The sequence below is a fragment of the Pseudomonas fungipugnans genome (assembly GCF_029955235.1).
GTDB lineage: Bacteria > Pseudomonadota > Gammaproteobacteria > Pseudomonadales > Pseudomonadaceae > Aquipseudomonas > Aquipseudomonas fungipugnans.
In genome coordinates, this window is sequence record NZ_JARBWL010000001.1 from 3,034,623 (window position 1) to 3,061,247 (window position 26,625).

Genomic DNA, 26,625 nt, shown 5'->3' on the forward strand with positions numbered 1-26,625 from the left:
AAGCGAGCCGGCATTCTACATCATGCCAGCCTTCTGTCAAGCATTTTCTCATTAAAAACCTGAGCTTAGCTGCGTTGACCTCGCTTCACACTGCTTGCCGATAAAGGCATTCACTGCGAAGCGGGCGCCATTCTATGCAAACTATTCAGCGGGTGCAACCCCCTCGCAAGGCATTATTTTATCTTTTAACTCATTGAATTCTTTAGAAAGGTTCTGGAGCTTCGGCTCGTCCAGCAAACGCCGGCTTTCAGGCGCCACCCGAAGCCAATAAGCACTGCTTGCGCCGACATCCCTGGGCAGCGACTGAAACTTGATTCCCATGCCATTCAATCGCCGCTCGATGGCTTGAGCGATTTCCGGGCGTGAACTCCCTCCTATATAGAGGCATTCAGTGCCAGACGCAGAATTCGCGTCCTTTGAGCGAGCCGCCTCAGGAGCCTCACTCAACAAGCGAATATCCTGCTGAGATCCTCGATACAAACTCAAAGGCGTCACATCCTTCGCACGAAGCGGCGTCTCTTGTTGGTGCCAGACGTAATAGAACCCATTGAGTACAAGCAACAGCAGGAACAACCAACGCATAAAGACCTCAGGGCAAGGGGCAGGCCATAGCCAAACCTACAAATACCAGATCGGGAACCACCCTGGCTTGCGGCGCGACCTCCGCAACCAGATCCGCATCCCCACCAGTGAGAAACACCGTAAAGTCCTCTCCCCAATAGTTACGAGCCAATTCGAGCTGAGTCAGTACAAACCCCCTGAGCATCAACGAACACCCTCGCTCAACCGCTTCGACAGTGGCACGCCCAGGAACCAGGCTTTCCAGAGCGCGCTCGGCCGCAACATCACCGTAGCGGATTCTTCGGGTATGAGTACGCAACTGATTACGCATCAATGGCATCCCTGGACAAATGAATCCGCCAAGGTGCTCACCATCATTGGCGATGAAGTCGGCAGTCACCGCGGTACCGAAATCCAGTACAAGACAAGCGCCTGCAGCCAGATGAAATCCACCCAGCATCGCAAGCCAGCGATCAAGGCCAAGCTTCTCGTAATCGTCATAACCATTGCGTACGCCAGACATTTCACGAGCGGGCGCAGCACAGGCCACCGATACACCAAAGGCCCCCGCAAGAAGCGACATCAGCGCCGCCGTCTCATCTGCGGTTCTGACACTGACCATTCGACAGTGCTGCAGTGTTAACTCATCCAGCCCATTCAGACTCTCGAGCAACGCAAGGTCCGAGTCGACTACACCCTCAGCGACCACCAGTCGAATGTCTGCACCGAGCACACGCCATTTGATGAAACTGTTTCCACAGTCGAGCTCAAGAATCATTACGCAACCTCAAGCTGAGCTCACCACCACTAAAGACCTTTTCCACGCCATCCACCTTCAAGCGCAGGGCACCCTGACTATCGATCCCCATCACCACACCATCTATCTGGTTAACACCGGCAATCAATGACACCGCCCGCCCCTGCCACAGGTGATTTTGCTCCCACTCAGCATGAATGGTTGAAAAACCACTTACCCGATGACGGGCCAGGTATGACTCAAGCGTCACGCTCAATCCAGCAGCCAGCTGATTGCGGTCAAACATCCTGCCCGCCTCCAGTCGCATGGAGGTCCACTGCTGGTCTACCTCGTCAGCCATTTGCATGTTCACATTGATGCCCACACCGAGCACCACGTGACACACGTCGGCCGGGTCACCTACCAACTCCAGGAGTATGCCGGCGATTTTTTTCTGTCCAACCAGAAGATCATTTGGCCACTTCAGCCCGACGCCAGCCACACCTTGCTCGCGCAAGGCATGCATCACGGCAAGCCCTACAACCAAACTCAAGCCCTCCAACTGGCGCATCCCGCCTTCAATGCGCAATACCAGGCTGTAGTAGATGTTTTCTGCAAATGGGCTTACCCACTTCCGACCACGCCTTCCGCGACCTGCTGTCTGCCGCTCAGCGAGCACCAGAAAAGGCGCAGCCTGTCCGCGATCTATAGCTCTCAGAGCCTCGGCATTGGTCGAATCAATCGAGTCAAAGACATGGACTGGCCAATCGCAAGCGGGCGAATGTGCCCTCACTTCCACAGGGTCAAGTAGTGTCAATGGAGTAGCCAACTGATACCCACGACCACGCACTTTATGGATGGACAGGCCCAGCTCAGCCTCCAGGAGCTGAAGCTGTTTCCAGACAGCGCTACGACTAATGCCCAGGGCTTCGCCCAAGGCCTGACCTGAATGGAAGCGACCATCCTTTAGAAGCTTTAACAACGTCAGCATGCAAGTCTCGCCTCACAATGAGGCCCGAATAATAGCCATGCCCCGAGCCGTTGCATAGAAACCCTGTCGCTCGGATTTTTCTTCGGGCAAAACAAAACCCCTACCTGCATACGCAGATAGGGGTTTCGGAATTTAATCTTGACGATGACCTACTCTCACATGGGGAAACCCCACACTACCATCGGCGATGCATCGTTTCACTGCTGAGTTCGGGATGGGATCAGGTGGTTCCAATGCTCTATGGTCGTCAAGAAATTCGGTAGCCAGCTCGTGTTCCTTACGGACCACGCTCCAGCGAATGGGTATGCGATAGATTTGTGTGTTGCTCTTGTGAGTATAGCCTTCGAACTTTCGGTTCGTTTCGTCTTCACACACCGCAATCTGGTGCTCTTTCGAGTCAGCAAATTGCTTGGGTGTTATATGGTCAAGCCTCACGGGCAATTAGTATTGGTTAGCTCAACGCCTCACAGCGCTTACACACCCAACCTATCAACGTCGTAGTCTTCGACGGCCCTTCAGGGGACTCAAGGTCCCAGTGAGATCTCATCTTGAGGCTAGTTTCCCGCTTAGATGCTTTCAGCGGTTATCTATTCCGAACATAGCTACCCGGCAATGCCACTGGCGTGACAACCGGAACACCAGAGGTTCGTCCACTCCGGTCCTCTCGTACTAGGAGCAGCCCCTCTCAAATCTCAAACGTCCACGGCAGATAGGGACCGAACTGTCTCACGACGTTCTAAACCCAGCTCGCGTACCACTTTAAATGGCGAACAGCCATACCCTTGGGACCGGCTTCAGCCCCAGGATGTGATGAGCCGACATCGAGGTGCCAAACACCGCCGTCGATATGAACTCTTGGGCGGTATCAGCCTGTTATCCCCGGAGTACCTTTTATCCGTTGAGCGATGGCCCTTCCATACAGAACCACCGGATCACTAAGACCTACTTTCGTACCTGCTCGACGTGTCTGTCTCGCAGTCAAGCGCGCTTTTGCCTTTATACTCTACGACCGATTTCCGACCGGTCTGAGCGCACCTTCGTACTCCTCCGTTACTCTTTAGGAGGAGACCGCCCCAGTCAAACTACCCACCATACACTGTCCTCGATCCGGATAACGGACCTGAGTTAGAACCTCAAAGTTGCCAGGGTGGTATTTCAAGGTTGGCTCCACGCGAACTGGCGTCCACGCTTCAAAGCCTCCCACCTATCCTACACAAGCAAATTCAAAGTCCAGTGCAAAGCTATAGTAAAGGTTCACGGGGTCTTTCCGTCTAGCCGCGGATACACTGCATCTTCACAGCGATTTCAATTTCACTGAGTCTCGGGTGGAGACAGCGCCGCCATCGTTACGCCATTCGTGCAGGTCGGAACTTACCCGACAAGGAATTTCGCTACCTTAGGACCGTTATAGTTACGGCCGCCGTTTACCGGGGCTTCGATCAAGAGCTTCGCGTTAGCTAACCCCATCAATTAACCTTCCGGCACCGGGCAGGCGTCACACCCTATACGTCCACTTTCGTGTTTGCAGAGTGCTGTGTTTTTAATAAACAGTCGCAGCGGCCTGGTATCTTCGACCGGCATGAGCTTACGGAGCAAGTCCTTCACCCTCACCGGCGCACCTTCTCCCGAAGTTACGGTGCCATTTTGCCTAGTTCCTTCACCCGAGTTCTCTCAAGCGCCTTGGTATTCTCTACCCAACCACCTGTGTCGGTTTGGGGTACGGTTCCTGGTTACCTGAAGCTTAGAAGCTTTTCTTGGAAGCATGGCATCAACCACTTCGTGTTCTAAAAGAACACTCGTCATCAGCTCTCGGCCTTAGAATCCCGGATTTACCTAAGATTCCAGCCTACCACCTTAAACTTGGACAACCAACGCCAAGCTGGCCTAGCCTTCTCCGTCCCTCCATCGCAATAACCAGAAGTACAGGAATATTAACCTGTTTTCCATCGACTACGCTTTTCAGCCTCGCCTTAGGGACCGACTAACCCTGCGTCGATTAACGTTGCGCAGGAAACCTTGGTCTTTCGGCGTGGGTGTTTTTCACACCCATTGTCGTTACTCATGTCAGCATTCGCACTTCTGATACCTCCAGCAAGCTTCTCAACTCACCTTCACAGGCTTACAGAACGCTCCTCTACCGCATCACCTAAGTGATACCCGTAGCTTCGGTGTATGGTTTGAGCCCCGTTACATCTTCCGCGCAGGCCGACTCGACTAGTGAGCTATTACGCTTTCTTTAAAGGGTGGCTGCTTCTAAGCCAACCTCCTAGCTGTCTAAGCCTTCCCACATCGTTTCCCACTTAACCATAACTTTGGGACCTTAGCTGACGGTCTGGGTTGTTTCCCTTTTCACGACGGACGTTAGCACCCGCCGTGTGTCTCCCATGCTCGGCACTTGTAGGTATTCGGAGTTTGCATCGGTTTGGTAAGTCGGGATGACCCCCTAGCCGAAACAGTGCTCTACCCCCTACAGTGATACATGAGGCGCTACCTAAATAGCTTTCGAGGAGAACCAGCTATCTCCGAGCTTGATTAGCCTTTCACTCCGATCCACAGGTCATCCGCTAACTTTTCAACGGTAGTCGGTTCGGTCCTCCAGTTAGTGTTACCCAACCTTCAACCTGCCCATGGATAGATCGCCCGGTTTCGGGTCTATTCCCAGCGACTAGACGCCCTATTAAGACTCGCTTTCGCTACGCCTCCCCTATTCGGTTAAGCTCGCCACTGAAAATAAGTCGCTGACCCATTATACAAAAGGTACGCAGTCACCCAACAAAGTGGGCTCCCACTGCTTGTACGCATACGGTTTCAGGATCTATTTCACTCCCCTCTCCGGGGTTCTTTTCGCCTTTCCCTCACGGTACTAGTTCACTATCGGTCAGTCAGTAGTATTTAGCCTTGGAGGATGGTCCCCCCATATTCAGACAAAGTTTCTCGTGCTCCGTCCTACTCGATTTCATGACTAAGAGATTTTCGCGTACAGGGCTATCACCCACTATGGCCGCACTTTCCAGAGCGTTCCGCTAATCTCAAAGCCACTTAAGGGCTAGTCCCCGTTCGCTCGCCACTACTAAGGGAATCTCGGTTGATTTCTTTTCCTCAGGGTACTTAGATGTTTCAGTTCCCCTGGTTCGCCTCTTAAGCCTATGTATTCAGCTTAAGATAACCATCTTATGATGGCTGGGTTCCCCCATTCAGACATCTCCGGATCAAAGTCTGTTTGCCGACTCCCCGAAGCTTTTCGCAGGCTACCACGTCTTTCATCGCCTCTGACTGCCAAGGCATCCACCGTATGCGCTTCTTCACTTGACCATATAACCCCAAGCAATCTGGTTATACTGTGAAGACGACATTCGCCGAAAATTCGCGATTAAACTCACAAATTTTACCTTAGCCTGATCCGTTACCAGTGAAAGTAACGTTCAGTCTATCTTTCTATCACATACCCAAATTTTTAAAGAACGATCTAATCAAAGACTAGAAATCAACATTCACCATCACAATGATGGAATGCTCATTTCTAAGCTTTAAACGGCAGAAGCAGTTAGTGGTGGAGCCAAACGGGATCGAACCGTTGACCTCCTGCGTGCAAGGCAGGCGCTCTCCCAGCTGAGCTATGGCCCCGTATTTCTACAGGCGTTTCCCACACAAAATTGGTGGGTCTGGGCAGATTCGAACTGCCGACCTCACCCTTATCAGGGGTGCGCTCTAACCAACTGAGCTACAGACCCAATTTCGGGCTGCTTCTTATCGTCTTCTTCAATGAATCAAGCAATTCGTGTGGGAACTTATGGAGCAGCTGATGTCGTCGATTAAGGAGGTGATCCAGCCGCAGGTTCCCCTACGGCTACCTTGTTACGACTTCACCCCAGTCATGAATCACACCGTGGTAACCGTCCTCCCGAAGGTTAGACTAGCTACTTCTGGTGCAACCCACTCCCATGGTGTGACGGGCGGTGTGTACAAGGCCCGGGAACGTATTCACCGCGACATTCTGATTCGCGATTACTAGCGATTCCGACTTCACGCAGTCGAGTTGCAGACTGCGATCCGGACTACGATCGGTTTTCTGGGATTAGCTCCACCTCGCGGCTTGGCAACCCTCTGTACCGACCATTGTAGCACGTGTGTAGCCCAGGCCGTAAGGGCCATGATGACTTGACGTCATCCCCACCTTCCTCCGGTTTGTCACCGGCAGTCTCCTTAGAGTGCCCACCATAACGTGCTGGTAACTAAGGACAAGGGTTGCGCTCGTTACGGGACTTAACCCAACATCTCACGACACGAGCTGACGACAGCCATGCAGCACCTGTCTCAATGTTCCCGAAGGCACCAATCCATCTCTGGAAAGTTCATTGGATGTCAAGGCCTGGTAAGGTTCTTCGCGTTGCTTCGAATTAAACCACATGCTCCACCGCTTGTGCGGGCCCCCGTCAATTCATTTGAGTTTTAACCTTGCGGCCGTACTCCCCAGGCGGTCAACTTAATGCGTTAGCTGCGCCACTAAGAGCTCAAGGCTCCCAACGGCTAGTTGACATCGTTTACGGCGTGGACTACCAGGGTATCTAATCCTGTTTGCTCCCCACGCTTTCGCACCTCAGTGTCAGTATCAGTCCAGGTGGTCGCCTTCGCCACTGGTGTTCCTTCCTATATCTACGCATTTCACCGCTACACAGGAAATTCCACCACCCTCTACCATACTCTAGCTCGTCAGTTTTGAATGCAGTTCCCAGGTTGAGCCCGGGGATTTCACATCCAACTTAACGAACCACCTACGCGCGCTTTACGCCCAGTAATTCCGATTAACGCTTGCACCCTCTGTATTACCGCGGCTGCTGGCACAGAGTTAGCCGGTGCTTATTCTGTCGGTAACGTCAAAACACTTACGTATTAGGTAAATGCCCTTCCTCCCAACTTAAAGTGCTTTACAATCCGAAGACCTTCTTCACACACGCGGCATGGCTGGATCAGGCTTTCGCCCATTGTCCAATATTCCCCACTGCTGCCTCCCGTAGGAGTCTGGACCGTGTCTCAGTTCCAGTGTGACTGATCATCCTCTCAGACCAGTTACGGATCGTCGCCTTGGTGAGCCATTACCTCACCAACTAGCTAATCCGACCTAGGCTCATCTGATAGCGCAAGGCCCGAAGGTCCCCTGCTTTCTCCCGTAGGACGTATGCGGTATTAGCGTCCGTTTCCGAGCGTTATCCCCCACTACCAGGCAGATTCCTAGGCATTACTCACCCGTCCGCCGCTCGCCACCAGGTACAAGTACCCGTGCTGCCGCTCGACTTGCATGTGTTAGGCCTGCCGCCAGCGTTCAATCTGAGCCATGATCAAACTCTTCAGTTCAAACATCTTTGGGTTTTTAAGAAACCCTAAACTTGGCTCAGCAATCGTTGGTTACATCTTTGATTTCTCGCGGAGTAACTTGTGATGCTGATAATCTTGTTGACTATCAGTCTGACTCCACAAGCACCCACACGAATTGCTTGATTCAGTTGTTAAAGAGCGGTTGGTTAAGATCTTTCGTCTCAACCGAGGCGCGCATTCTACAGCAGCCTCTGTTGCTGTCAAGCGGTTATTTTCAGAAGCTTTCAAAGTTTCCTTTGCAACTTCAACCACTTGCGCTTCCGATCTCTCGTTAGCGGGAGGCGAATTCTACAGCGTTACACGCTGCTGTCAACACCTCTTTTTCTCCGCTTTCGACCGAGAAGATCGAACCGTTAAAAGAGCAAAACAACACCACTCTTTCAACTCCTTCTGGGCTTCGATGACCTGAAGCAACTCGCTGTCGAAAACTGCGTAACTCTTTGTTTACCAAGGAGTTTTCCGTTTCGACTGCGCCGGAAGTGGGGCGAATTATAGACTTCCAGAATCTGCCGTCAAGCACTGATTTCAGCTTTATTCGGATTTGAGCGTAATACGGGCAAATGCCTTCTTTCCGGCCTGGCAAACATGGGTCGCGCCCAGTACGTATATAAAGGTGCGATCTACAACCTCACCATCTATACGCACACCGCCCGACGCCAGCAGATCCCGAGCCATTGCCGAGTTCTTCACCAGGCCCGCCTTATTAAGGACGGCCGCGATCGGCATGTCTTCAGTAGCGATCAGTTCAATCTCTGGCAGATCGTCCGGCAGTTCGCCTTCCTTCATACGGTTACCCGCCGCACGATGAGCGTTGGCCGCAGCCTCCTCACCATGGAAACGCGCAACGATTTCCTCAGCCAGCCTGATCTTGATGTCGCGCGGGTTCGCACCGGCTTCAACATCGGCACGGAATGCGTTGATCTCATCCATGGAACGGAAGCTGAGCAATTCGAAGTAGCGCCACATCAGCGCATCAGGAATGGAAACCAGCTTGCTGTACATGACGCCAGGCGCTTCCTGGATGCCGACGTAGTTGCCCAAGGACTTGGACATCTTCTTCACGCCATCCAGACCTTCGAGCAACGGCATGGTCAAAATGCACTGAGGCTCCTGACCATAACCACGCTGCAGCTCACGCCCCATCAGCAAGTTGAATTTCTGGTCGGTCCCGCCCAGCTCGACATCCGCGCGCAACGCCACCGAGTCATACCCCTGAACCAGCGGATAGAGAAACTCGTGAATGGCGATTGGCTGATTGGTGGTATAGCGCTTGTCGAAGTCGTCGCGCTCGAGCATCCGCGCAACGGTGTACTGAGAGGTCAGGCGAATGAAGTCCGCCGGCCCCATCTGATCCATCCAGGTGGAGTTGAATGCCACTTCGGTCTTGGCCGGATCCAGGATCTTGAAGACCTGGGTCTTGTAGGTCTCGGCATTATCGAGCACCTGCTCGCGGGTCAGCGGAGGACGCGTTGCGCTCTTGCCGCTCGGGTCGCCGATCATCCCGGTGAAGTCACCTATAAGGAAGATCACCTGATGACCCAGCTCCTGGAACTGGCGCAGCTTATTAATAAGCACGGTGTGGCCCAGGTGCAAATCCGGCGCAGTCGGATCAAAGCCCGCCTTAATACGCAGCGGCTGGCCGCGCTTGAGCTTCTCGATCAGCTCGGACTCGACCAACAGTTCTTCCGCACCACGTTTGATCAGCGCTAGCTGCTCTTCAACCGACTTCATAACAGACCCGCAAGGCTCAGATTCAAAGGGAACCAACCATACAAGAACGCACACCAAATACAAGTTTTGCCCGGCGTACGGACGCCAATCCACAGACGATACGTCCGCAGACTTGCTTCAGCGATGATTTGGTTATATTTTATACAGTTATTTCATCTTCATCATGTCATTCATCTTTTCCAATTCATCTTTTCAAAGTCAAAATTACTTATGACCACAGAACCGTCTAAAGCGCCCCCGCTTTACCCGAAGACCCACCTGCTCGCTGCAAGTGGTATCGCCGCCCTTCTAAGTCTGGCGCTCCTGGTATTCCCTTCCAGTGATGTTGAAGCCAAAAAGACGACCCTGAGCCTGGAACTGGAAAGCCCTGCTGAACAACTGACACAAGATCAAGACGCTGCCGACGACGTCCAGGCCACAAATGAGCCGACAGCCTCTCCTTTTGCGCAGATCGAAAACAGCGACGAAGACACCGCTCAAACCGCTCAGGCAGCCCCTGCACCTGCGGCTGTAGAGAAGAAAGCGCCAAACCACCGGGAAGTTATTGTTTCCAAAGGCGACACGCTGTCCACACTGTTCGAGAAAGTCGGCTTGCCGGCGGCCGCCGTGCACGAAGTGCTGGCCAGCGACAAACAGGCCAAGCAGTTCAGCCAGCTCAAGCATGGCCAGAAACTTGAATTCGAATTGAACCCCGACGGCCAGCTGACCAACCTGCACAGCAAGGTCAGCGACCTCGAAAGCATCACCCTGACCAAACATGACAAGGGTTATGTCTTCAACCGCATTACCGCCAAGCCCACCGTGCGCTCCGCCTATGTGCACGGCGTGATCAACAGCTCGCTGTCGCAGTCCGCTGCACGCGCCGGCCTGTCCCACAGCCTGACCATGGACATGGCCAGCGTGTTTGGCTACGACGTCGACTTCGCCCAGGATATTCGCCAGGGCGACGAGTTCGATGTGATCTACGAACAGAAAGTCGTCAATGGCAAGGCCGTTGGCAATGGCCCAATCCTGTCCGCACGCTTTACCAACCGCGGCAAGACCTACACCGCCGTGCGTTACACCAACAAACAGGGCAACAGCAGTTACTACACGGCTGATGGCAACGCCATGCGCAAGGCATTCATCCGCACTCCGGTGGACTTTGCCCGCATCAGCTCGAAATTCTCGATGGGCCGCAAACACCCGATCCTCAACAAGATCCGCGCCCACAAAGGCGTCGATTACGCAGCCCCGCGCGGCACGCCGATCAAGGCGACCGGCGATGGCAAGGTTCTGTTGGCCGGTCGTCGGGGCGGCTACGGCAACACCATCATCCTCCAGCACGGCAACACCTATCGCACGCTGTACGGCCACATGCAGGGCTTCGCGAAAGGCGTGCAGACTGGCGGCACCGTCAAGCAGGGCCAGGTGATCGGTTATATCGGAACCACCGGCCTGTCTACCGGACCGCATCTGCACTACGAGTTCCAGGTCAACGGCGTACACGTCGACCCGCTGGGTCAGAAACTGCCAATGGCTGATCCGATTGCCAAGGCCGAACGCGCCCGCTTCCTGGCACAAAGCCAGCCGCTGATGGCGCGCATGGACCAAGAGAAAGCCACCATGCTGGCTTCGAGCAAGCGCTAAGCCATGGCCCTCTATATTGGTGTGATGTCCGGAACCAGTCTCGATGGCCTGGACATCGCGCTCATCGAACAAAGCCCGGCGATCAAACTGATCGCCACGCACTACATCCCCATGCCTGAATCCCTGCGCGCCGAACTGCTTGGCTTGTGCGCCAGCGGCCCGGACGAGATAGCCCGCTGCGCCATCGCCCAGCAACACTGGGTGAAACTGGCCGCACAGGGCATTCACTCCCTTCTTGACCAACAGCAACTCAAGCCAGAAGACATTCGCGCCATTGGCAGCCACGGCCAGACCATCCGCCACGAGCCGGCCCGGGGTTTCACCGTGCAGATCGGCAACCCGGCGCTGCTGACGGAGCTGACCGGCATCACCGTCGTCAGTGACTTCCGCAGCCGCGACGTGGCCGCTGGCGGACAAGGCGCCCCGCTGGTTCCAGCCTTTCACGAGACCCTGTTTGAACAGCAGCCAGGCAACCGCGCGGTCCTGAACATCGGCGGCTTCAGCAATCTCAGCCTGATCGAGCCGGGCAAACCCGTGGCCGGTTTCGACTGCGGCCCCGGGAATGTGTTGCTGGATGCCTGGATTCACCAACAGCGCGGCGACAACTTTGATCGCGACGGCCAATGGGCTGCCAGCGGACAGGTTGTACCTCGCCTGCTGAAAACGCTGCTCAGCGATCCGTTCTTCGTGACTAAAGGCCCGAAAAGCACCGGTCGCGAGGTGTTCAACCTGCCTTGGCTGATGCAACACCTGTCGAGCTTGCCGGCCTTTGCTGCCGAGGATGTACAAGCGACGCTGCTGGAGCTGACAGCCCTGACCATCGTCGAGTCGCTGCAAAGCGCTCAATCGGACACCCAGGAAGTACTGGTCTGCGGTGGCGGCGCGCACAACGCTACATTGATGAACCGTCTTGCGAGCCTGCTGCCGAACGCCCCCGTCAGCAGCACAGCGGCGTACGGCGTCGATCCGGACTGGGTCGAAGCCATGGCCTTCGCATGGCTGGCCCATTGCTGCCTGCAAGGCATTGCAGCCAATCGCCCGAGCGTCACCGGGGCACGGGGTTTGCGCGTACTTGGCGCCATCTACCCCGCCTGAACCACCACCAAATCACAGACAGCAAAACGCCGCAGGGCCCTGAGACCCTGCGGCGCTTGATGTTGCCGATACGCGATCAGATCGAGAACGAAGAGCCGCAACCACAGGTGGTGGTGGCGTTCGGATTCTTGATCACGAAACGCGAGCCTTCCAGACCTTCCTGATAATCCACCTCGGCACCTGCCAGGTACTGGAAACTCATCGGGTCTACCACCAGGCTGACGCCTTCGCGCTCAACGATGGTGTCGTCATCGGCCACTTCTTCATCGAAGGTGAAGCCGTACTGAAAACCTGAACAACCGCCGCCCGTAACGAATACGCGCAGCTTCAAGCGATCATTCCCCTCTTCATCGACCAGGCTCTTCACCTTGTGCGCAGCACCGTGAGTGAATTGCAAAGCCGTGGGGGTGAAGGATTCGACGCTCATGCTGACTATCTCCCGGCGTTACGCCGCCATAATGCGTGATGACGCGCATTATCCGCTTCTCCTAGAAAATCGGTCAACTATTGTTACGGTATATCAATCGAACCCATGCTCAGCCAACAATGTAAAAAGGCCCGTTCAACGGGCCTTTTTACTGTGCGCGGTGATGCCTTACGGCAGCATGCCGGCATGGGACAGGCCCAGGCGCTCGTCCAGACCAAACAGGATGTTCAGGTTCTGTACCGCCTGACCCGAAGCCCCTTTGACCAGGTTATCGATCACCGACAATACCACCACCAAATCACCATCCTGCGGACGATGCACGGCAATACGGCAAACGTTGGCACCGCGCACGCTGCGGGTTTCCGGATGGCTGCCCGCCGGCATCACATCGACGAACGGTTCATTGGCATAACGCTTTTCAAACAGCGCTTGCAGATCGACTGAGCGATCGACAACGGTTGCGTACAGCGTCGAGTGAATGCCACGAATCATCGGTGTGAGATGAGGAACGAAGGTCAGGCCAACATCCTTGCCTGCCGCACGACGCAGCCCCTGACGGATTTCCGGCAGATGGCGATGCCCTTTGACCGCATACGCCTTCATGCTTTCCGATGTCTCGGAGTACAGCGAACCTACAGAAGCGCCACGACCGGCACCGCTGACACCGGACTTGCAGTCAGCGATCAGGCGAGTGGTATCGGCCAGCCCGGCTTCAAGCAGCGGCAGGAAACCCAATTGCGTTGCAGTCGGATAGCAACCCGGCACGGCAATCAGACGCGCCTGCCTGATTTGCTCACGATTGACTTCCGGCAGCCCGTAAACCGCCTCTTCCAGCAATTGCGGCGCACCGTGCGGCTGACCATACCACTTGGCCCATTCATCAGCGTCTTGCAGACGGAAGTCCGCCGACAGGTCGATCACCTTGGTGCCAGCTGCCAGCAGCTCGCCTGCCAGGGCATGGGCAACACCGTGCGGCGTGGCGAAGAACACCACGTCGCAAGCTCCCAGGGTCTTGATGTCCGGAACGCTGAATGCCAGGCCGTCGTAGTGGCCTCGCAGGTTCGGGTACAGGTCGGCCACAGGCAGGCCTGCCTCGGATCGGGAAGTGATGACCACCACTTCTGCTTGCGGATGCTGTGCCAACAGACGCAGCAGTTCGACACCGGTGTAACCCGTGCCGCCGACGATACCGACCTTGACCATAAACCTGCCCTCAACGAACCCACTGGAAAGCCGTCGATAATAGGGGCCGCGCGCCCCTGCGACAACCGTCAAGGTGACGTGCGGACGCTCAAGCCTCTACTATTCGGGCTACCGTGAACCTGGGAATAACTAAAAATGCTTTATCTATGGGTCAAAGCCTTTCATATCGTCAGCATGGTCTGCTGGTTTGCCGGGCTGTTTTATCTTCCACGGCTGTTCGTCTACCACGCCCAAAGCGAGGACACCGTCAGCAAGGAACGCTTCAGCCTCATGGAGCGCAAGCTGTACCGCGGCATCATGGGGCCAGCGATGATCGCCACACTGGTGTTCGGCATCTGGCTGATCGCCCTCAACCCCGGCATCTTCAGCCAGGGCGCCTGGATCCACGCCAAGCTGACCCTTGTAGTGATCCTGATCGGCTACCACCACATGTGCGGCGCGCAGATAAAACGTTTTGCCCGTGGCGAAAACACCCGCAGCCATGTCTTTTATCGCTGGTTCAATGAAGTGCCGGTTCTGATATTGCTGGCTATCGTAATTCTGGTCGTCGTTCGGCCGTTCTAAATCCAACAGGCACAACTTACCGGGGTACTTCCAATGTCGCTGCCCGCTCTGCTCGAACAACGCCTGCGTCTGCCCGTGGTGGCAGCGCCGATGTTCCTGATTTCCAACCCGCAACTGGTACTCGCCTGCTGCCGTAACGGCGTAGTAGGCAGTTTTCCTGCACTGAACCAGCGCGAAAGCAGCGGCTTCAAGGCCTGGCTGGAAGAAATCGAAGCAGGTTTGGCGACACTGGAGAACCCGGCACCTTATGCGGTGAACCTGATCGTCCACAACAGCAACCCACGACTGCAAGCGGACCTGGAGATTTGCATCGAGCACAAAGTGCCGATCGTCATCACCAGCTTGGGCGCCGTGAAAGAACTGGTGGACGCGGTGCACAGCTATGGCGGTCTTGTATTTCACGACGTGACAACCCGTCGCCATGCCGAGAAAGCAGCCGAAGCCGGTGTGGACGGTCTGATTGCCGTGGCGGCAGGTGCCGGAGGACACGCCGGCACCTGGAGTCCGTTTTCGCTGATCGCGGAAATCCGCCAATTCTTCGACAAGACGTTGCTGCTGGCCGGCTGCCTCAACCATGGCCACGAAATTCTTGCCGCGCAGTTGCTCGGCGCGGATCTGGCCTACTTCGGCACGCGATTTATCGGCACCTCCGAAAGTCATGCGCCTGACGCTTACAAAGACATGTTGCTGACTTCCAGAGCGGCCGACATCGTGCATACTCCAGCGGTATCAGGCGTTCCGGCAAGTTTCATGCGCCAGAGCCTGGAGGCGGCCGGTTTCGACCTGGCGGCGCTGCAGGGCAAGGGCGAGGTGAACTTCGGTTCCAAGCTCAAGCCGCTGAGCGATGAAGCCAAGGCGTGGAAAACCGTGTGGTCCGCGGGGCAAGGCGTGGGTGGCATCGATGACTTGCCGAGTGTCGATCAACTGGTCGCACGCCTGGACGCCGAGTACCGCAAGGCCCTGGAACTGGCGGCGCAGTTGCCCAAACGCTGGCCGCGCAGACAGTAAATCCTGGCCAGTCATTCGTGGCGGGCCCTACACTGCCACTCTCATTCAAAGACTCGCGACAAGGATGCCTCGGCCATGAGCGAAAACCGTTACAAGATTGTCTTCGACGGCGCTCTGCTGCCAGGAGTTGACGCGACCACCGCCAAACTCAATCTCGCCGAGCTGTTCAAAAGCGATGTAGCCGCCATCGAACGGCTGTTCAGCGGCCAGCCGGTTGCACTCAAACGCGACCTGACGCACGCCGATGCACAAACTTATCTCCAGGCGCTCACCAAAACCGGTATCAATGCCCGCATCGAGGCAGAACCGGCGCTGGAGCTGAATCTGTCCGACGTTCAAGAACACACCCCGATCAGCGCCCAGCCGGCGACGGCAGACCCCGAGTCCCCTTATGCACCGCCCCGAGCGGCAGTGGGTGAAACCCTGCCGGAATTCGGCACGCTCAAGGCATTCACCGTTGAAGGACGAATCGGTCGTCTGCGTTACCTGGCGTGGATGATGGCGCTGATGCTCGTACTGATAGGCGTGACCGGATCTTTCGTGTCCATTGGCTTTTCGCTGATTGCGCTGACGTCGACCGTCGGCCTGGTGATTGGCGGGCTGCTCGGCGTACTGGTCTGTGTCGCCTTCGCGGTGGTCGCCATTCAGATCAGCGTTCAACGCCTGCATGACCTTGGCTGGTCCGGCTGGCTGTACCTGCTGACACTGGTGCCATTTGTGGGCAGCCTCTTCCCGTTCCTATTGATGGTGTTGCCAGGCAATGCCACCGCCAACCGCTACGGATCTCCACCGCCGCCGAACAGCACAGGCGTGAAAGTCCTGTCGTCGCTATGGGTGCTGTTTTTCGCGGTTGTTTTCCTTGGCGCCTTGACCGGCGGCATCGGCGCTCTGCAGAACGAATACGACAGCGTCACCGAGAGCAGCTACGAAAGCGGCTCCGTGACCACCGATGAAGTGGAGACCGAACCGGCTGCCACCGTAGAACAAGCGCCAAATTCGGCCGACGATGCAGCCGAACCCGCCCAGCCCCCTGTAGACTCTGCAAAAGAATGAACAGCGCTCCCCGTCCGTGACACTGCGTCGCCGGCGCGGAGCTGTTGCGATGGAGAACTGCATGACCCGTTACGCTCTGATCACTGGCGCTTCCAGCGGCATCGGCCTGGCGCTGGCCGAAGCGCTGGCCCGGCGCGGCCGCAGCCTGATTCTGGTGGCCCGACAGCGTGATCAGCTGGAAAGCATTGCGATTGAACTGACCCAACGGTTTGGCGTGGAAGTGTTGTTCCGCGCCTGCGATCTTGGCGAGCCGCTTCGGTTGTCGGGGTTCCTGCTGGAGCTGGAGGAAGGCGACCGGCAGATCGACTTGCTGGTCAACTGTGCCGGCATGGGCACCTGCGGTCCGTTCCTGGCGCAGGACTGGATGACCGAACAGGACCTGATCGAAGTCAACATCCTCGCCCTCACCCGCCTGTGTCACGCCATCGGCAACAGCATGGCGCTTCAGGGTGGCGGACAGATTCTGAACGTCGCCTCGGTGGCGGCGTTCCACCCCGGCCCGTGGATGAGCACCTATTACGCCAGCAAGGCTTATGTGCTGCACTTCTCCGAAGGCCTGCGCGTCGAGTTGAAGAAGTGTGCGGTCAAGGTCTCGGTACTTTGCCCTGGCCCGACGCGCACGGCGTTCTTCCAGACCGCACAGTTGAATACCAGCAAGCTGGCCAACAGCAAACTGCTGATGAGCCCGGAAGAAGTGGCGCTGTACACCGTACGCGCGCTGGAAAAAAACCGCGCAATCATTATTCCCGGGCGCATGAACCGCTGGTTCGCCTTCCTGCCAAGGCTTGGCTCACGCTGGCTGACCCGGACAATCACAGGCATGGTCAACAAGGCTTATTGCCCGCGCTGACACTCACTCTAAACAATGGAGAAAACAGCTGTGGATACTCTGTTCAGCAAGATCATCAGCCGGGAAATCCCGGCCAAGATCATTTACGAGGACGACCAGGTCCTGGCCTTCCACGACATCGCCCCACAGGCACCGGTGCATTTCCTGGTGATCCCGAAGAAAGCGGTGCGCACCCTGAACGACCTGACCGAGGACGACAAGGCACTGGCCGGGCATATTCTGTTCACCGCCCAGCGCCTGGCCCTGGAGCTGGGTTGCGAGAAAGGCTTTCGCGTGGTCATGAACTGCAATGAAGAAGGTGGCCAGACCGTCTATCACATTCATATGCATGTGCTGGGTCAACGCCAGATGAACTGGCCGCCGGGCTGATTGGCAAACCCTGTGGGAGTGGGCTTGTTCCGGGCGTCGTGTCAGGCAGCATTCATGTCGACTGAACATCTGTATTCGTCGGAACGCCGCCTGGAGCAAGCTCGCTCCCACAAAAACAACGGCATTCCCTAACCCCGCATGACCCAGCGCAAACCTTCCCCGGCCGATTCAGTTAAACTGGCCCTCGAGATTCTTCCCGGAGGTCAGCATGACTACCCAACGTCACTACTCGCCGATTGACCGTCTTCTGCTGCAAGCCGATGCCGCGATGCGTACCTTGTTGCCCTTCAGTGGCCAACCGTACCGCCCGTCACCCGCCATCGTGCAGCCGGAAACGCAAATGAGCGACGAAGACACCCGGCACGTTGCCGGTCTGATGCGCATCAACCATACCGGTGAAGTCTGTGCCCAGGCGCTGTACCAGGGTCAGGCCCTGACCGCCAAGCTGCCGCATGTGCGCGCTGCCATGGAGCATGCCGCCGAAGAAGAAATCGACCATCTGGTCTGGTGCGAACAACGCATTCACCAGTTGGGCAGCCATACCAGCATTCTCAACCCACTGTTCTATGGCATGTCGTTCGGGATTGGCGCGGTGGCCGGACTGATCAGCGACAAGGTCAGCCTGGGTTTCGTGGCAGCGACCGAGCATCAGGTGTGCAAGCACTTGAACGAGCATCTGGAGCAATTGCCGGCTGAAGACGAAAAGTCCCGGGCGATTCTTGAGCAGATGCGTATTGATGAAGAACATCACGCCGAGAGTGCACTGGATGCGGGCGGGTTCCGCTTTCCGGCGCCGGTGAAGTTCGGGATGAGTCTGTTGGCCAAGGTGATGACCAAGAGTACTTATCGGATCTAGGCATTGCAGCGTCGGCATGGCCATCTTCGCGAGCAGGCCCACTCCCGCAGGAGTCTTGCGACAGCCAATAAAAAAGGCGACTACCGCAAAGTAGTCGCCTTTTTTGTGCCCGACAATCTTAACTCGACATGTTGCGCGCGTAGAAGATTTCCAGCATTTCGTGCTTCACCCGCTCGGTCATCTGGGCGCGTTGCTCAGAGGACAGATTGTTGGTGGCGTCGCCGAACAGGTAGTTATCCAGTTCGAAGTTTTTCAGCAACATTTTGGTGTGGAACAGGTTCTCCTGGTACACGTTCACGTCGGTCATCTGGTAATCGTCGCGGGTGTCTTCGGACAGGTAATTCTGAATCGAGTTGATCTCGTGATCGATGAAGTGCTTTTTGCCTTCAACGTCACGAGTGAACCCGCGCACGCGATAATCCACGGTCACGATGTCCGACTCGAACTGGTGAATCAGGAAATTGAGCGCTTTAAGCGGTGAAATAACGCCACAGGTCGACACGTCAATGTCCACACGGAACGTCGCAATACCGTCCACCGGATGGATTTCCGGGTAGGTGTGCACCGTGATATGACTTTTGTCGAGGTGGGCCAGGATAATCTCGGGCAATGGGCCCGGGGACTCTTCGATCTGACTCTCGGTCGGGGTCACCGGCTCTTCGGAGATCAGGATCGTGACGCTGGCACCCTGGGGTTCATAGTCCTGACTTGCGATGTTCAGGATGTTGGCACCAATGATTTCGACAACTTCCGTGAGTATCTGCGTCAGGCGTTTCGCGTTGTACTCTTTATTGATGTACTCGACGTAAGCCTGCTGGTCTTGCGGGGTTTCCGCGTAGCAGATGTCATAGATGTTGAAGCTCAAGGTCTTTGTCAGGTTATTGAACCCATGGAGCTTGAGTTTGCTTTTCACCGTTAAAAACTCTCTATGTATGCGGCCCAAGCCGCGTGATCAAGCATGCCCGTCAGATGTGAACAACACACCTGCGTAGGACGGTTAACACCTCTTCGCGATGGCGATTTTGGTTATCTGTTCGGGTAAGCGGCCTGCCGGCTGACCGGCCACTGCCCTGAAAAAAGTGGCGCATTATGCAGACGTCAGCTATGGATCGCCAGAGTCTGTACTGCTTTTATGATAGTTGAATGTCGACTCAACCGAGTTCGATGATCTCGTAGTCGTGGGTAATCGCCACGCCAGCCGCGCCGAGCATGATCGAGGCCGAGCAATACTTCTCGGCGGACAGCTCGATGGCGCGCTTGACCTGGGCTTCTTTCAGCCCGCGGCCCTTGACCACGAAGTGCATGTGGATCCTGGTGAAAACCTTCGGATCTTCGGTGGCACGCTCGGCTTCGAGGAACGCTTCGCAGCTTTCGACTGCCTGACGGGACTTCTTGAGGATGCTGACCACGTCGAAGTTGCTGCAACCGCCGACACCCAGCAGGAGCATTTCCATCGGGCGGACACCCAGGTTGCGGCCACCGGCTTGCGGCGGACCGTCCATGACCACGACGTGACCACTGCCGGATTCACCGAGGAACATGGCTTCGCCAGCCCATTGGATGCGTGCCTTCATCGCCAAGACTCCACTGTCTAAAAAGGGTCGCCAGCTTAGCACAGGGCCCCGCTATGACAGCGTTTCGCCTTCCTGGGACGAACGTACCGACTGTGTAGGTAATTTCTTCGAATATTGAAGGAAGTGTCTGTTAAGCTGGCGCCAATACAATGGCGCATAGCCAGCTGCGTAGCGAACAAAGAGATCGCAGGCTCTGCCAGCTCCTACAAAAAAGCCAATCACACCGTGCAGTCTTTTCGGGATACAACCATGGTTGCTATTACCCCCACACCCAAGATCAAGAACCTCGACAAACTGTTGATGCATTGCCAGCGCCGGCGCTATACGGCCAAGAGCAACATCATCTGTGCGGGCGACCGGTCGGAAACGCTGTTTTTTATCATCAAGGGCTCAGTCACCATCCTCATCGAAGATGACGACGGCCGCGAGATGATCATCGCCTACCTGAACGCCGGGGATTTTTTTGGTGAGCTGGGCCTGTTCGAACAGGCGGGCCAGGAACAGGAACGTAGCGCCTGGGTACGGGCAAAGATTGAATGTGAAGTCGCAGAAATCAGCTACGCGAAGTTCCGCGAATTGTCTCAGCAAGATCCGGATATTCTTTACGTCCTCAGCGGACAAATCGCACAACGCCTGCGCAATACCACACGCAAGGTCGGCGACCTGGCGTTCTTCGACGTCACCGGTCGTGTCGCCCGCTGCCTGCTGGAACTGTGCAAACAGCCAGACGCCATGACCCATCCGGACGGCATGCAGATCAAGGTGACCCGTCAGGAAATCGGACGGATTGTCGGGTGTTCCCGGGAGATGGTCGGCCGCGTGCTCAAGGATCTTGAAGAACGCAACCTGGTGGACGTCAAAGGCAAGACAATGGTCGTCTTCGGGACGCGCTAAGCCGCGAACATCGCTGTCAGCATCTGCCGATAAAGCGCATCCAGTCGCGTCAGCGCATCCGGCGCGGCGAACTTCTCATGCAGGGCGATGTGGCTGTCGGCACGAACCCGCTGCTCCAGGCCACACACCTCGTTGAAGCGATTGACCGCCGCAACCATCGATTCCCGCTCGTTCTCCAGCAACATCGCGCCATGCACCAGACCCACCGGACGCTGGCCGCCCTGACTCTGGCGCCAGCGCTGAGCCGTGCCGACCATCTTGCGACCGTCGAGGTTGACGTTGAAGCGGCCATCGCAAAACGCGCCTTCGATTTCCCCCAGCGACGAAGTGCCGCCCAGTTCGTCGAGCAATTGGCAAATCGGGTCGCAGAGTCGGCGATAAGCTGTTTCGATGCGGTTCAGATCGCCCTCGCTGCGTGGCGGGGCATAGACCAGCGCGATGTTGATCGTCGAGGCCGATTGCGGTACTGGCTCACCACCGGTTTCGCGCAACAGCACCGGCCAACCGGCGGCGGCTGAGGCTTCACAGGCGGCTTCGAACTGTGGCAGACGGTTTAAACGGCGCGGCATGACCAGCGCTTGATCACTGGGTTGCCAGAACAGCAGGCCGAATTCGCAATGTCCGGCGCAGACGGAGGCCAGCAGATCTTGCTCGGCGAGCAAGCCGGCTTCGATGGTCAGGGAGGTTGGAGTCATAAGGTCATCCAGAAGACATTCAATCTATGGTGCATCTTATGCTGCCTTCGCGAGCAGGCTAGCTCCCACAGGGTTGGGAGCTAGCCTGTTCCCACAGGGGAATACATTCCAATGTGGGAGCGAGCTTGCTCGCGAAGGGGTCGACTCGGTCCAGGAGCAATCAGTCGAGCGTAGAACCACTCACCGCCACGCCCCGCTCCGGGAAGAACAGGCGCTGCAACTCGGTACCCGGGCTTTCCGCACGCATGAACGCCTCGCCCACCAGGAACGCATACACATCGCTGATTTCCATCAGCTCGACATCGGCACGGTTGAAGATGCCGCTTTCGGTAATCACCAGTCGGTCACGCGGAATACGCGGCAACAGATCCAGGGTGGTTTCCAGGCTGACGTCGAAGGTGTGCAGGTTGCGGTTGTTCACGCCCACCAAAGGTGTGTCGAGGGTTTTCAGGGCCCGCTCCAGCTCATCACCGTCATGGACTTCCACCAGCACATCGAGGCCGACGCTTTTCGCCACCGCTGCCAGTTCAGCCATTTTCACGTCGTCCAGTGCGGAGACGATCAGCAGCACACAGTCGGCGCCCAGGGCACGGGCTTCAACGATCTGATACGGATCGATCATGAAGTCCTTGCGGATCACCGGCAACTTGCATGCGGCGCGCGCCTGTTGCAGATACGCGTCGGCCCCCTGGAAATAATCGATATCTGTCAGTACCGACAGACAGGTGGCGCCGCCCTTCTCGTAGCTTTTGGCGATCTCGGCAGGAACGAAATGCTCGCGGATCACGCCTTTGCTCGGCGACGCCTTTTTGATTTCAGCAATGACTGCCGGCTGCTTCAGCTTGGCCTGCGTCAACAACGCCTTGGCGAAACCACGGGGTGCATCGGCGGCCTTTGCCAGCGCTTCCAGCTCGGCCAGACTCACACGGGCGCTGCGCTCGGCAACCTCCTGAACCTTGCGTGCCAGAATTTTTTCCAGAACCGTCGGTACACTCATCCCTCATTCTCCACTTTGAATACCGCGGTAAATGCACCCAACTCCTCAAGCTTTTCCCGAGCAAGACCGGTGTGCAGCGCGTCGTGCGCCAGGGCAACGCCCTCTTTCAAGCTTGTAGCATGGTCGGCGGCATAGAGCGCTGCGCCAGCATTGAGCACAATCATTTCTGCGGCTTTCTGGCCGTTCTCGGTCTTGCGCTTGCCCAGGGCATCGCGAATCAACTCAAGGGAAGCAGCCGGGCTGTCCACCGACAAACCGTGCAGGCTCTGGCTCTTCATGCCCAGGTCTTCCGGCTCGACCCAATACTCGGTGATCTGGTCGTTCTTCAGCTCGGCAACAAAGGTCGGCGCCGCCAGGCTGAACTCATCGAGCCCATCCTTGGAATGCACCACCAACACATGTTTGCTGCCCAAACGCTGCAAGACTTCGGCCAGTGGCCGGCACAGCGCAGGGGTAAACACGCCTACAACCTGATGTTTAACGCCGGCCGGATTCGTAAGCGGGCCAAGCATGTTGAACAAGGTACGCAGGCCCAGATCACGACGCGGACCCGCCGCGTATTTCATGGCGCTGTGATGGGTCTGGGCGAACATGAAGCCGATGCCGACGTTGTCGATGCAGCGCGCCACCTGGACGGGAGTCAGATTCAGATAGATGCCGGCCGCTTCCAGCAAGTCGGCACTGCCGCTCTTGCCCGAAACAGCACGGTTGCCATGCTTGGCCACGGTACAACCCGCCGCCGCGACCACGAACGAGGACGCCGTGGACACGTTGAAAATGTTCGCGCCGTCACCGCCGGTACCGACCACATCGACCACACCGTCCAGGGTCTTGAGTTCGACGGTATCCGCCAACTCGCGCATCACCGACACGGCGCCGACGATTTCGTCGATGCTCTCGCTCTTCATGCGCATGGCCATCATGAAGGCGCCAATCTGCGCATCCGTGCATTGCCCGGTCATGATTTCGCGCATCACATCGCGCATTTCTTCGGTGCTGAGGTCGAGGTGTTCGACGATACGGCTCAGGGCTGTCTTGATATTCATGGAAAGTCCTTAGCGCGTGCCGCCGGTTTGTTTGAGGAAGTTGGCGAACAGCTCATGGCCCTGTTCGGTGAGGATCGATTCGGGGTGAAACTGCACGCCCTCGATGTTCAACGTCTTGTGACGCAGGCCCATGATTTCATCCACGGAGCCGTCTTCAAGCTGGGTCCAGGCGGTCAGTTCCAGGCAGTCGGGCAAGGTCTCGCGCTTGACGATCAGCGAGTGGTAGCGGGTAACAGTCAACGGCTTGTTTAAACCAGCGAAAACGCCCTTGTCCTCGTGGAATACCGGGCTAGTCTTACCGTGCATTACCTGTCGGGCGCGGACTACATCACCACCAAACGCCTGACCGATGGACTGGTGACCGAGGCAAACCCCGAGAATGGGCAGTTTGCCGGCGAAATACTTGATCGCTTCGATGGAAATACCGGCTTCGGTCGGTGTGCACGGGCCAGGGGAAACGACGATGCGCTCAGGATTGAGGGCTTCGATTTCGGCAATGGTGAGCTCATCGTTGCGCACGACTTTGACCTGGGAGCCCAGCTCACCGAGGTATTGCACAACGTTGTAGGTAAAAGAGTCGTAGTTGTCGATCATCAGCAACATGGCGTTTAGAACCTCTTGAATTCACTGACTTTTCAGGATGGCCTTCGAATGATTTACCCGCAGTTTGCTGCACTGTGTCAGGCGCTGGAATCGCGCCGGCAAAGCGGCAGGTGCAACGGGTAAAGAAGGCAAAGCGGTACAGGACCGGCGGGGCCGGCAAAAAAGATTCAGGCGCGCCAACGCCAACGGGCGTGTGCCTTGATGACTTGATCCAGGAGTTTGCTGACGATCAACACGGGGAAGGTCTCATTCATACGTTCAGGCACAGTAACTTAGCCGGGCTGAGCGTGCAATATGGCCGGTGTGACACCGGGTGAATCAATCGAAGAGTTAGCGACAGATGGCAAAAGGCCGGAAGTTTTTGGTACTGTCGTTTCGTTCCATACAACAATAAATAAACGGACTTGCTCATGATCAAACAGACGTTGTTTATCCCCCTCGCCGGATGCTTGCTCGCCATGGCCTGCGCCCAGGCGAACGCCGCGCCCAATCCCTATTCCAGTTTCGTGGTATTCGGCGACAGCCTCAACGACGCCGGGACATTTGCCGATCCGGGCGGCCCGGCCGGCGCCACTCAGCGTTATACCAACCGCACCGGGCCGATCTACCTGGATGGCAGCGGTGAGAACCGCGACCTGAACTCCACCCAGGTTCTGGGTGCAAAACTGGGATTCTCACCGGCCCAGACTGCGTCGTCGTCCTCGGCAGTGCGCGCCAGCGAAGGCTTGCCCGACGGTAATAACTGGGCGGTTGGCGGCTATCGCACCGACCAGATTCTCGACTCGATCACCACCACATCCGCCACCGGGGACCGCACCCGCGCCGGCTATCTGCCGAGCAACAACTTGCGCGCCGATCCGAACGCGCTGTATTACCTGTCGGGCGGTGGCAACGACTTCCTGCAAGGTCAGGTACTCACCCCGGCTCAAGCCAACGCCTCCGCCGATCGCCTGGCCAACAGCGTCCAGGCCCTGCAAAGCGCAGGCGCCAAATACATCATGGTCTGGCTTCTGCCAGACATCGGCCTGACCCCGGCCATCAACGGCTCGCCAGCGCAGGGCTTGTTCACCCAGCTCAGCGAGCAGTTCAACACCGAGCTGGTCAGCAAGCTGCAGACGGTCAACGCCGAAGTCATTCCACTCAATATTCCGCTGCTGCTCAAAGAGACGTTCGCCAACCCGGCGCAATTCGGCCTGGCCACCGACCAGAACCTGACCGCTACCTGCTTCAGCGGCGACAGCTGCACCGAGAACGCCAAATACGGCATCCACAGCGCCACGCCAGATCCGTACAAGCTGATCTACAACGACTCGGTTCACCCGACCGAAGCCGGGCAACGCCTGATCGCCGACTACGCCTACTCGCTGTTGGCAGCGCCATGGGAGCTGACCCTGCTGCCGGAAATGGCGCAAGGCGCACTGCGCTCGCATCAGGATGAACTGCGCAACCAGTGGCTGGCTGACTGGGAAAACTGGCAAGGCATCGGCCAATGGCGGGCCATCGTCTCCGGCGGCGGCCAACATCAGGATTTCGACGACCAACACAGCGCCGCAAGTGCCGACGGTAATGGTTACAACTTGAACGTTGGTGGCAGCTACCGTCTTAACGAGGCCTGGCGCCTCGGTGTGGCGGCAGGTTTCTACAACCAGAAAATCGAGGCCGGCCAGAGCGATTCGGACTACAAGCTCAATTCCTACATGGGCACCGCGTTTGCCCAGTATCAACAGAACCGCTGGTGGGGCGATCTGTCGATGACTGCCGGGCATCTGGATTACGACAGCCTCAAACGTAAATTCCAGTTGGGGGTCAACGAGCGCGGCGAGAAAGGCGACACCGACGGCTACGTGCTGGCGTTCAGCGGCCGCCTGGGTTACGACATCGCTCAGCAAGTGAGCAGCCCGTGGCACCTGTCGCCATTCGTCAGTGCCGATTTCAGCAAGGTAGAAGTGGACGGCTACTCGGAGAACGGTGCTGACTCAACCGCTCTGACCTTTGGTGACCAGTCGCGTAACTCGCGGCGCTTGGGCATTGGCTTGCAGGGCAAATATCAGATTACCCCGCAAACCCAGGTGTTTGGCGAAATCGCTCACGAGCATGAGTACAACAACGACACCCAGGACCTGACCATCAACCTTAACAGTCTGCCGAACAACAGCTTCACCCTCGAAGGCTATACACCGCAGACCAACCTCAACCGTGTGAATCTGGGTGTGAGCCACAACATCACCAAGGACCTGGCACTGCGCGCCAGCTACAACATCCGCCGGGATGATGACTTTACGCAGCAGGGCGTCAACGTCGGTGTCAGTCTCGACTTTTAAACAGCAGGCAATAAAAAACGCGGCGCCCTTGAAGGCGCCGCGTTTTTTT

Annotated in this window: 22 protein-coding genes, 2 tRNA genes and 3 rRNA genes; 10 read left to right on the forward strand and 17 right to left on the reverse strand. The window is 56.8% G+C overall.

Annotation, left to right across the window (positions count from 1 at the left end; genetic code table 11):
• Nucleotides 1-141: 141 nt before the first annotated feature.
• The 9 genes from POF45_RS12840 to tyrS form a co-directional block, all read right to left on the reverse strand.
• On the reverse strand, nucleotides 142-582 hold the full coding sequence (locus POF45_RS12840; protein WP_282315800.1) for a hypothetical protein: 441 nt from the start codon (nucleotides 580-582) through the stop codon (nucleotides 142-144).
• Between the two features lie 7 nt (nucleotides 583-589).
• Nucleotides 590-1,339 carry a pantothenate kinase gene (locus tag POF45_RS12845; RefSeq protein ID WP_282315801.1) on the reverse strand — a complete coding sequence of 250 codons (750 nt, stop codon included), beginning with the start codon at nucleotides 1,337-1,339 and terminating at the stop codon, nucleotides 590-592.
• Nucleotides 1,329-2,288, reverse strand: a complete 960-nt coding sequence (gene birA, locus POF45_RS12850) for a bifunctional biotin--[acetyl-CoA-carboxylase] ligase/biotin operon repressor BirA (RefSeq protein ID WP_282315802.1) — start codon at nucleotides 2,286-2,288, stop codon at nucleotides 1,329-1,331. Before birA ends, POF45_RS12845 begins: the two co-directional genes overlap by 11 nt.
• Nucleotides 2,289-2,424: 136 nt before the next feature.
• Nucleotides 2,425-2,540: ribosomal RNA gene (gene rrf / locus POF45_RS12855) — 5S ribosomal RNA — on the reverse strand.
• A gap of 168 nt (nucleotides 2,541-2,708) precedes the next feature.
• Nucleotides 2,709-5,600: ribosomal RNA gene (locus tag POF45_RS12860) — 23S ribosomal RNA — on the reverse strand.
• 236 nt (nucleotides 5,601-5,836) lie between these two features.
• A tRNA-Ala gene (locus tag POF45_RS12865) sits at nucleotides 5,837-5,912 on the reverse strand.
• A gap of 30 nt (nucleotides 5,913-5,942) precedes the next feature.
• Nucleotides 5,943-6,019, reverse strand: a tRNA-Ile gene (locus POF45_RS12870).
• Between the two features lie 82 nt (nucleotides 6,020-6,101).
• Nucleotides 6,102-7,640, reverse strand: a 16S ribosomal RNA gene (locus POF45_RS12875).
• Together the 16S, 23S and 5S rRNA genes with 2 tRNA genes alongside form the textbook arrangement of a ribosomal RNA operon.
• A gap of 552 nt (nucleotides 7,641-8,192) precedes the next feature.
• Nucleotides 8,193-9,392, reverse strand: a complete 1,200-nt coding sequence (gene tyrS / locus POF45_RS12880) for a tyrosine--tRNA ligase (protein ID WP_259497003.1) — start codon at nucleotides 9,390-9,392, stop codon at nucleotides 8,193-8,195.
• Between the two features lie 210 nt (nucleotides 9,393-9,602).
• Between tyrS and POF45_RS12885 the strand changes: the two genes are divergently transcribed.
• Complete coding sequence (locus tag POF45_RS12885) at nucleotides 9,603-11,021, forward strand: peptidoglycan DD-metalloendopeptidase family protein (protein WP_259497010.1); 1,419 nt, start codon at nucleotides 9,603-9,605, stop codon at nucleotides 11,019-11,021.
• Between the two features lie 3 nt (nucleotides 11,022-11,024).
• Nucleotides 11,025-12,116, forward strand: a complete 1,092-nt coding sequence (locus POF45_RS12890; RefSeq protein ID WP_282315804.1) for an anhydro-N-acetylmuramic acid kinase — start codon at nucleotides 11,025-11,027, stop codon at nucleotides 12,114-12,116.
• 76 nt (nucleotides 12,117-12,192) lie between these two features.
• Here the strand turns inward: POF45_RS12890 and erpA are convergent, their stop codons facing one another.
• Nucleotides 12,193-12,543, reverse strand: coding sequence for an iron-sulfur cluster insertion protein ErpA (gene erpA / locus POF45_RS12895; protein WP_007906865.1), 351 nt, complete (start codon nucleotides 12,541-12,543; stop codon nucleotides 12,193-12,195).
• A gap of 168 nt (nucleotides 12,544-12,711) precedes the next feature.
• Nucleotides 12,712-13,746 (reverse strand): N-acetyl-gamma-glutamyl-phosphate reductase, encoded by a 1,035-nt coding sequence (gene argC / locus POF45_RS12900; RefSeq protein ID WP_259497023.1) that lies wholly within the window; start codon nucleotides 13,744-13,746, stop codon nucleotides 12,712-12,714.
• Nucleotides 13,747-13,881: 135 nt separating this feature from the next.
• Here argC and hemJ point away from each other — a divergent pair, with 135 nt between their 5' ends.
• The 6 genes from hemJ to coq7 all read left to right on the forward strand — a co-directional run bounded on the left by hemJ (nucleotide 13,882) and on the right by coq7 (nucleotide 18,446).
• Nucleotides 13,882-14,310, forward strand: a complete 429-nt coding sequence (gene hemJ, locus POF45_RS12905) for a protoporphyrinogen oxidase HemJ (protein ID WP_259497025.1) — start codon at nucleotides 13,882-13,884, stop codon at nucleotides 14,308-14,310.
• Nucleotides 14,311-14,343: 33 nt separating this feature from the next.
• Nucleotides 14,344-15,318, forward strand: a complete 975-nt coding sequence (locus tag POF45_RS12910; RefSeq protein WP_282315806.1) for an NAD(P)H-dependent flavin oxidoreductase — start codon at nucleotides 14,344-14,346, stop codon at nucleotides 15,316-15,318.
• Between the two features lie 75 nt (nucleotides 15,319-15,393).
• Nucleotides 15,394-16,371, forward strand: a complete 978-nt coding sequence (locus tag POF45_RS12915) for a DUF805 domain-containing protein (protein ID WP_282315807.1) — start codon at nucleotides 15,394-15,396, stop codon at nucleotides 16,369-16,371.
• 61 nt (nucleotides 16,372-16,432) lie between these two features.
• Nucleotides 16,433-17,221 (forward strand): SDR family NAD(P)-dependent oxidoreductase, encoded by a 789-nt coding sequence (locus POF45_RS12920; protein ID WP_259497032.1) that lies wholly within the window; start codon nucleotides 16,433-16,435, stop codon nucleotides 17,219-17,221.
• A gap of 30 nt (nucleotides 17,222-17,251) precedes the next feature.
• Nucleotides 17,252-17,590 carry a histidine triad nucleotide-binding protein gene (locus POF45_RS12925; RefSeq protein WP_259497033.1) on the forward strand — a complete coding sequence of 113 codons (339 nt, stop codon included), beginning with the start codon at nucleotides 17,252-17,254 and terminating at the stop codon, nucleotides 17,588-17,590.
• Nucleotides 17,591-17,798: 208 nt separating this feature from the next.
• Nucleotides 17,799-18,446 carry a 2-polyprenyl-3-methyl-6-methoxy-1,4-benzoquinone monooxygenase gene (coq7, locus tag POF45_RS12930; protein WP_123410512.1) on the forward strand — a complete coding sequence of 216 codons (648 nt, stop codon included), beginning with the start codon at nucleotides 17,799-17,801 and terminating at the stop codon, nucleotides 18,444-18,446.
• A gap of 118 nt (nucleotides 18,447-18,564) precedes the next feature.
• Here the strand turns inward: coq7 and speD are convergent, their stop codons facing one another.
• Both speD and POF45_RS12940 read right to left on the reverse strand, forming a co-directional pair.
• Nucleotides 18,565-19,359 (reverse strand): adenosylmethionine decarboxylase, encoded by a 795-nt coding sequence (gene speD, locus POF45_RS12935; RefSeq protein ID WP_259497043.1) that lies wholly within the window; start codon nucleotides 19,357-19,359, stop codon nucleotides 18,565-18,567.
• A 238-nt stretch (nucleotides 19,360-19,597) separates the two neighbouring features.
• On the reverse strand, nucleotides 19,598-20,020 hold the full coding sequence (locus POF45_RS12940) for an OsmC family protein (protein WP_259497045.1): 423 nt from the start codon (nucleotides 20,018-20,020) through the stop codon (nucleotides 19,598-19,600).
• A 249-nt stretch (nucleotides 20,021-20,269) separates the two neighbouring features.
• Between POF45_RS12940 and crp the strand changes: the two genes are divergently transcribed.
• A complete protein-coding gene (gene crp, locus POF45_RS12945; RefSeq protein ID WP_259497048.1) occupies nucleotides 20,270-20,914 on the forward strand; it encodes a cAMP-activated global transcriptional regulator CRP in 645 nt (214 codons plus the stop codon).
• Here the strand turns inward: crp and POF45_RS12950 are convergent.
• The 4 genes from POF45_RS12950 to POF45_RS12965 form a co-directional block, all read right to left on the reverse strand.
• A complete protein-coding gene (locus POF45_RS12950) occupies nucleotides 20,911-21,609 on the reverse strand; it encodes a lipoyl protein ligase domain-containing protein (RefSeq protein ID WP_259497049.1) in 699 nt (232 codons plus the stop codon). The genes crp and POF45_RS12950 overlap by 4 nt on opposite strands.
• 160 nt (nucleotides 21,610-21,769) lie before the next feature.
• A complete protein-coding gene (gene trpC, locus POF45_RS12955; RefSeq protein WP_259497051.1) occupies nucleotides 21,770-22,606 on the reverse strand; it encodes an indole-3-glycerol phosphate synthase TrpC in 837 nt (278 codons plus the stop codon).
• Nucleotides 22,603-23,652, reverse strand: coding sequence for an anthranilate phosphoribosyltransferase (trpD, locus tag POF45_RS12960; protein ID WP_259497059.1), 1,050 nt, complete (start codon nucleotides 23,650-23,652; stop codon nucleotides 22,603-22,605). The genes trpC and trpD overlap by 4 nt, the downstream gene beginning before the upstream one ends.
• Nucleotides 23,653-23,661: 9 nt before the next feature.
• Nucleotides 23,662-24,255: an aminodeoxychorismate/anthranilate synthase component II gene (locus POF45_RS12965; protein WP_259497061.1), complete on the reverse strand. Its 594-nt coding sequence runs from the start codon at nucleotides 24,253-24,255 to the stop codon at nucleotides 23,662-23,664.
• A 410-nt stretch (nucleotides 24,256-24,665) separates the two neighbouring features.
• On the opposite strand from POF45_RS12965, the gene estP reads away from it, so the two are divergent.
• Nucleotides 24,666-26,576 (forward strand): esterase EstP, encoded by a 1,911-nt coding sequence (gene estP / locus POF45_RS12970; RefSeq protein ID WP_282315808.1) that lies wholly within the window; start codon nucleotides 24,666-24,668, stop codon nucleotides 26,574-26,576.
• Nucleotides 26,577-26,625: the final 49 nt, after the last annotated feature.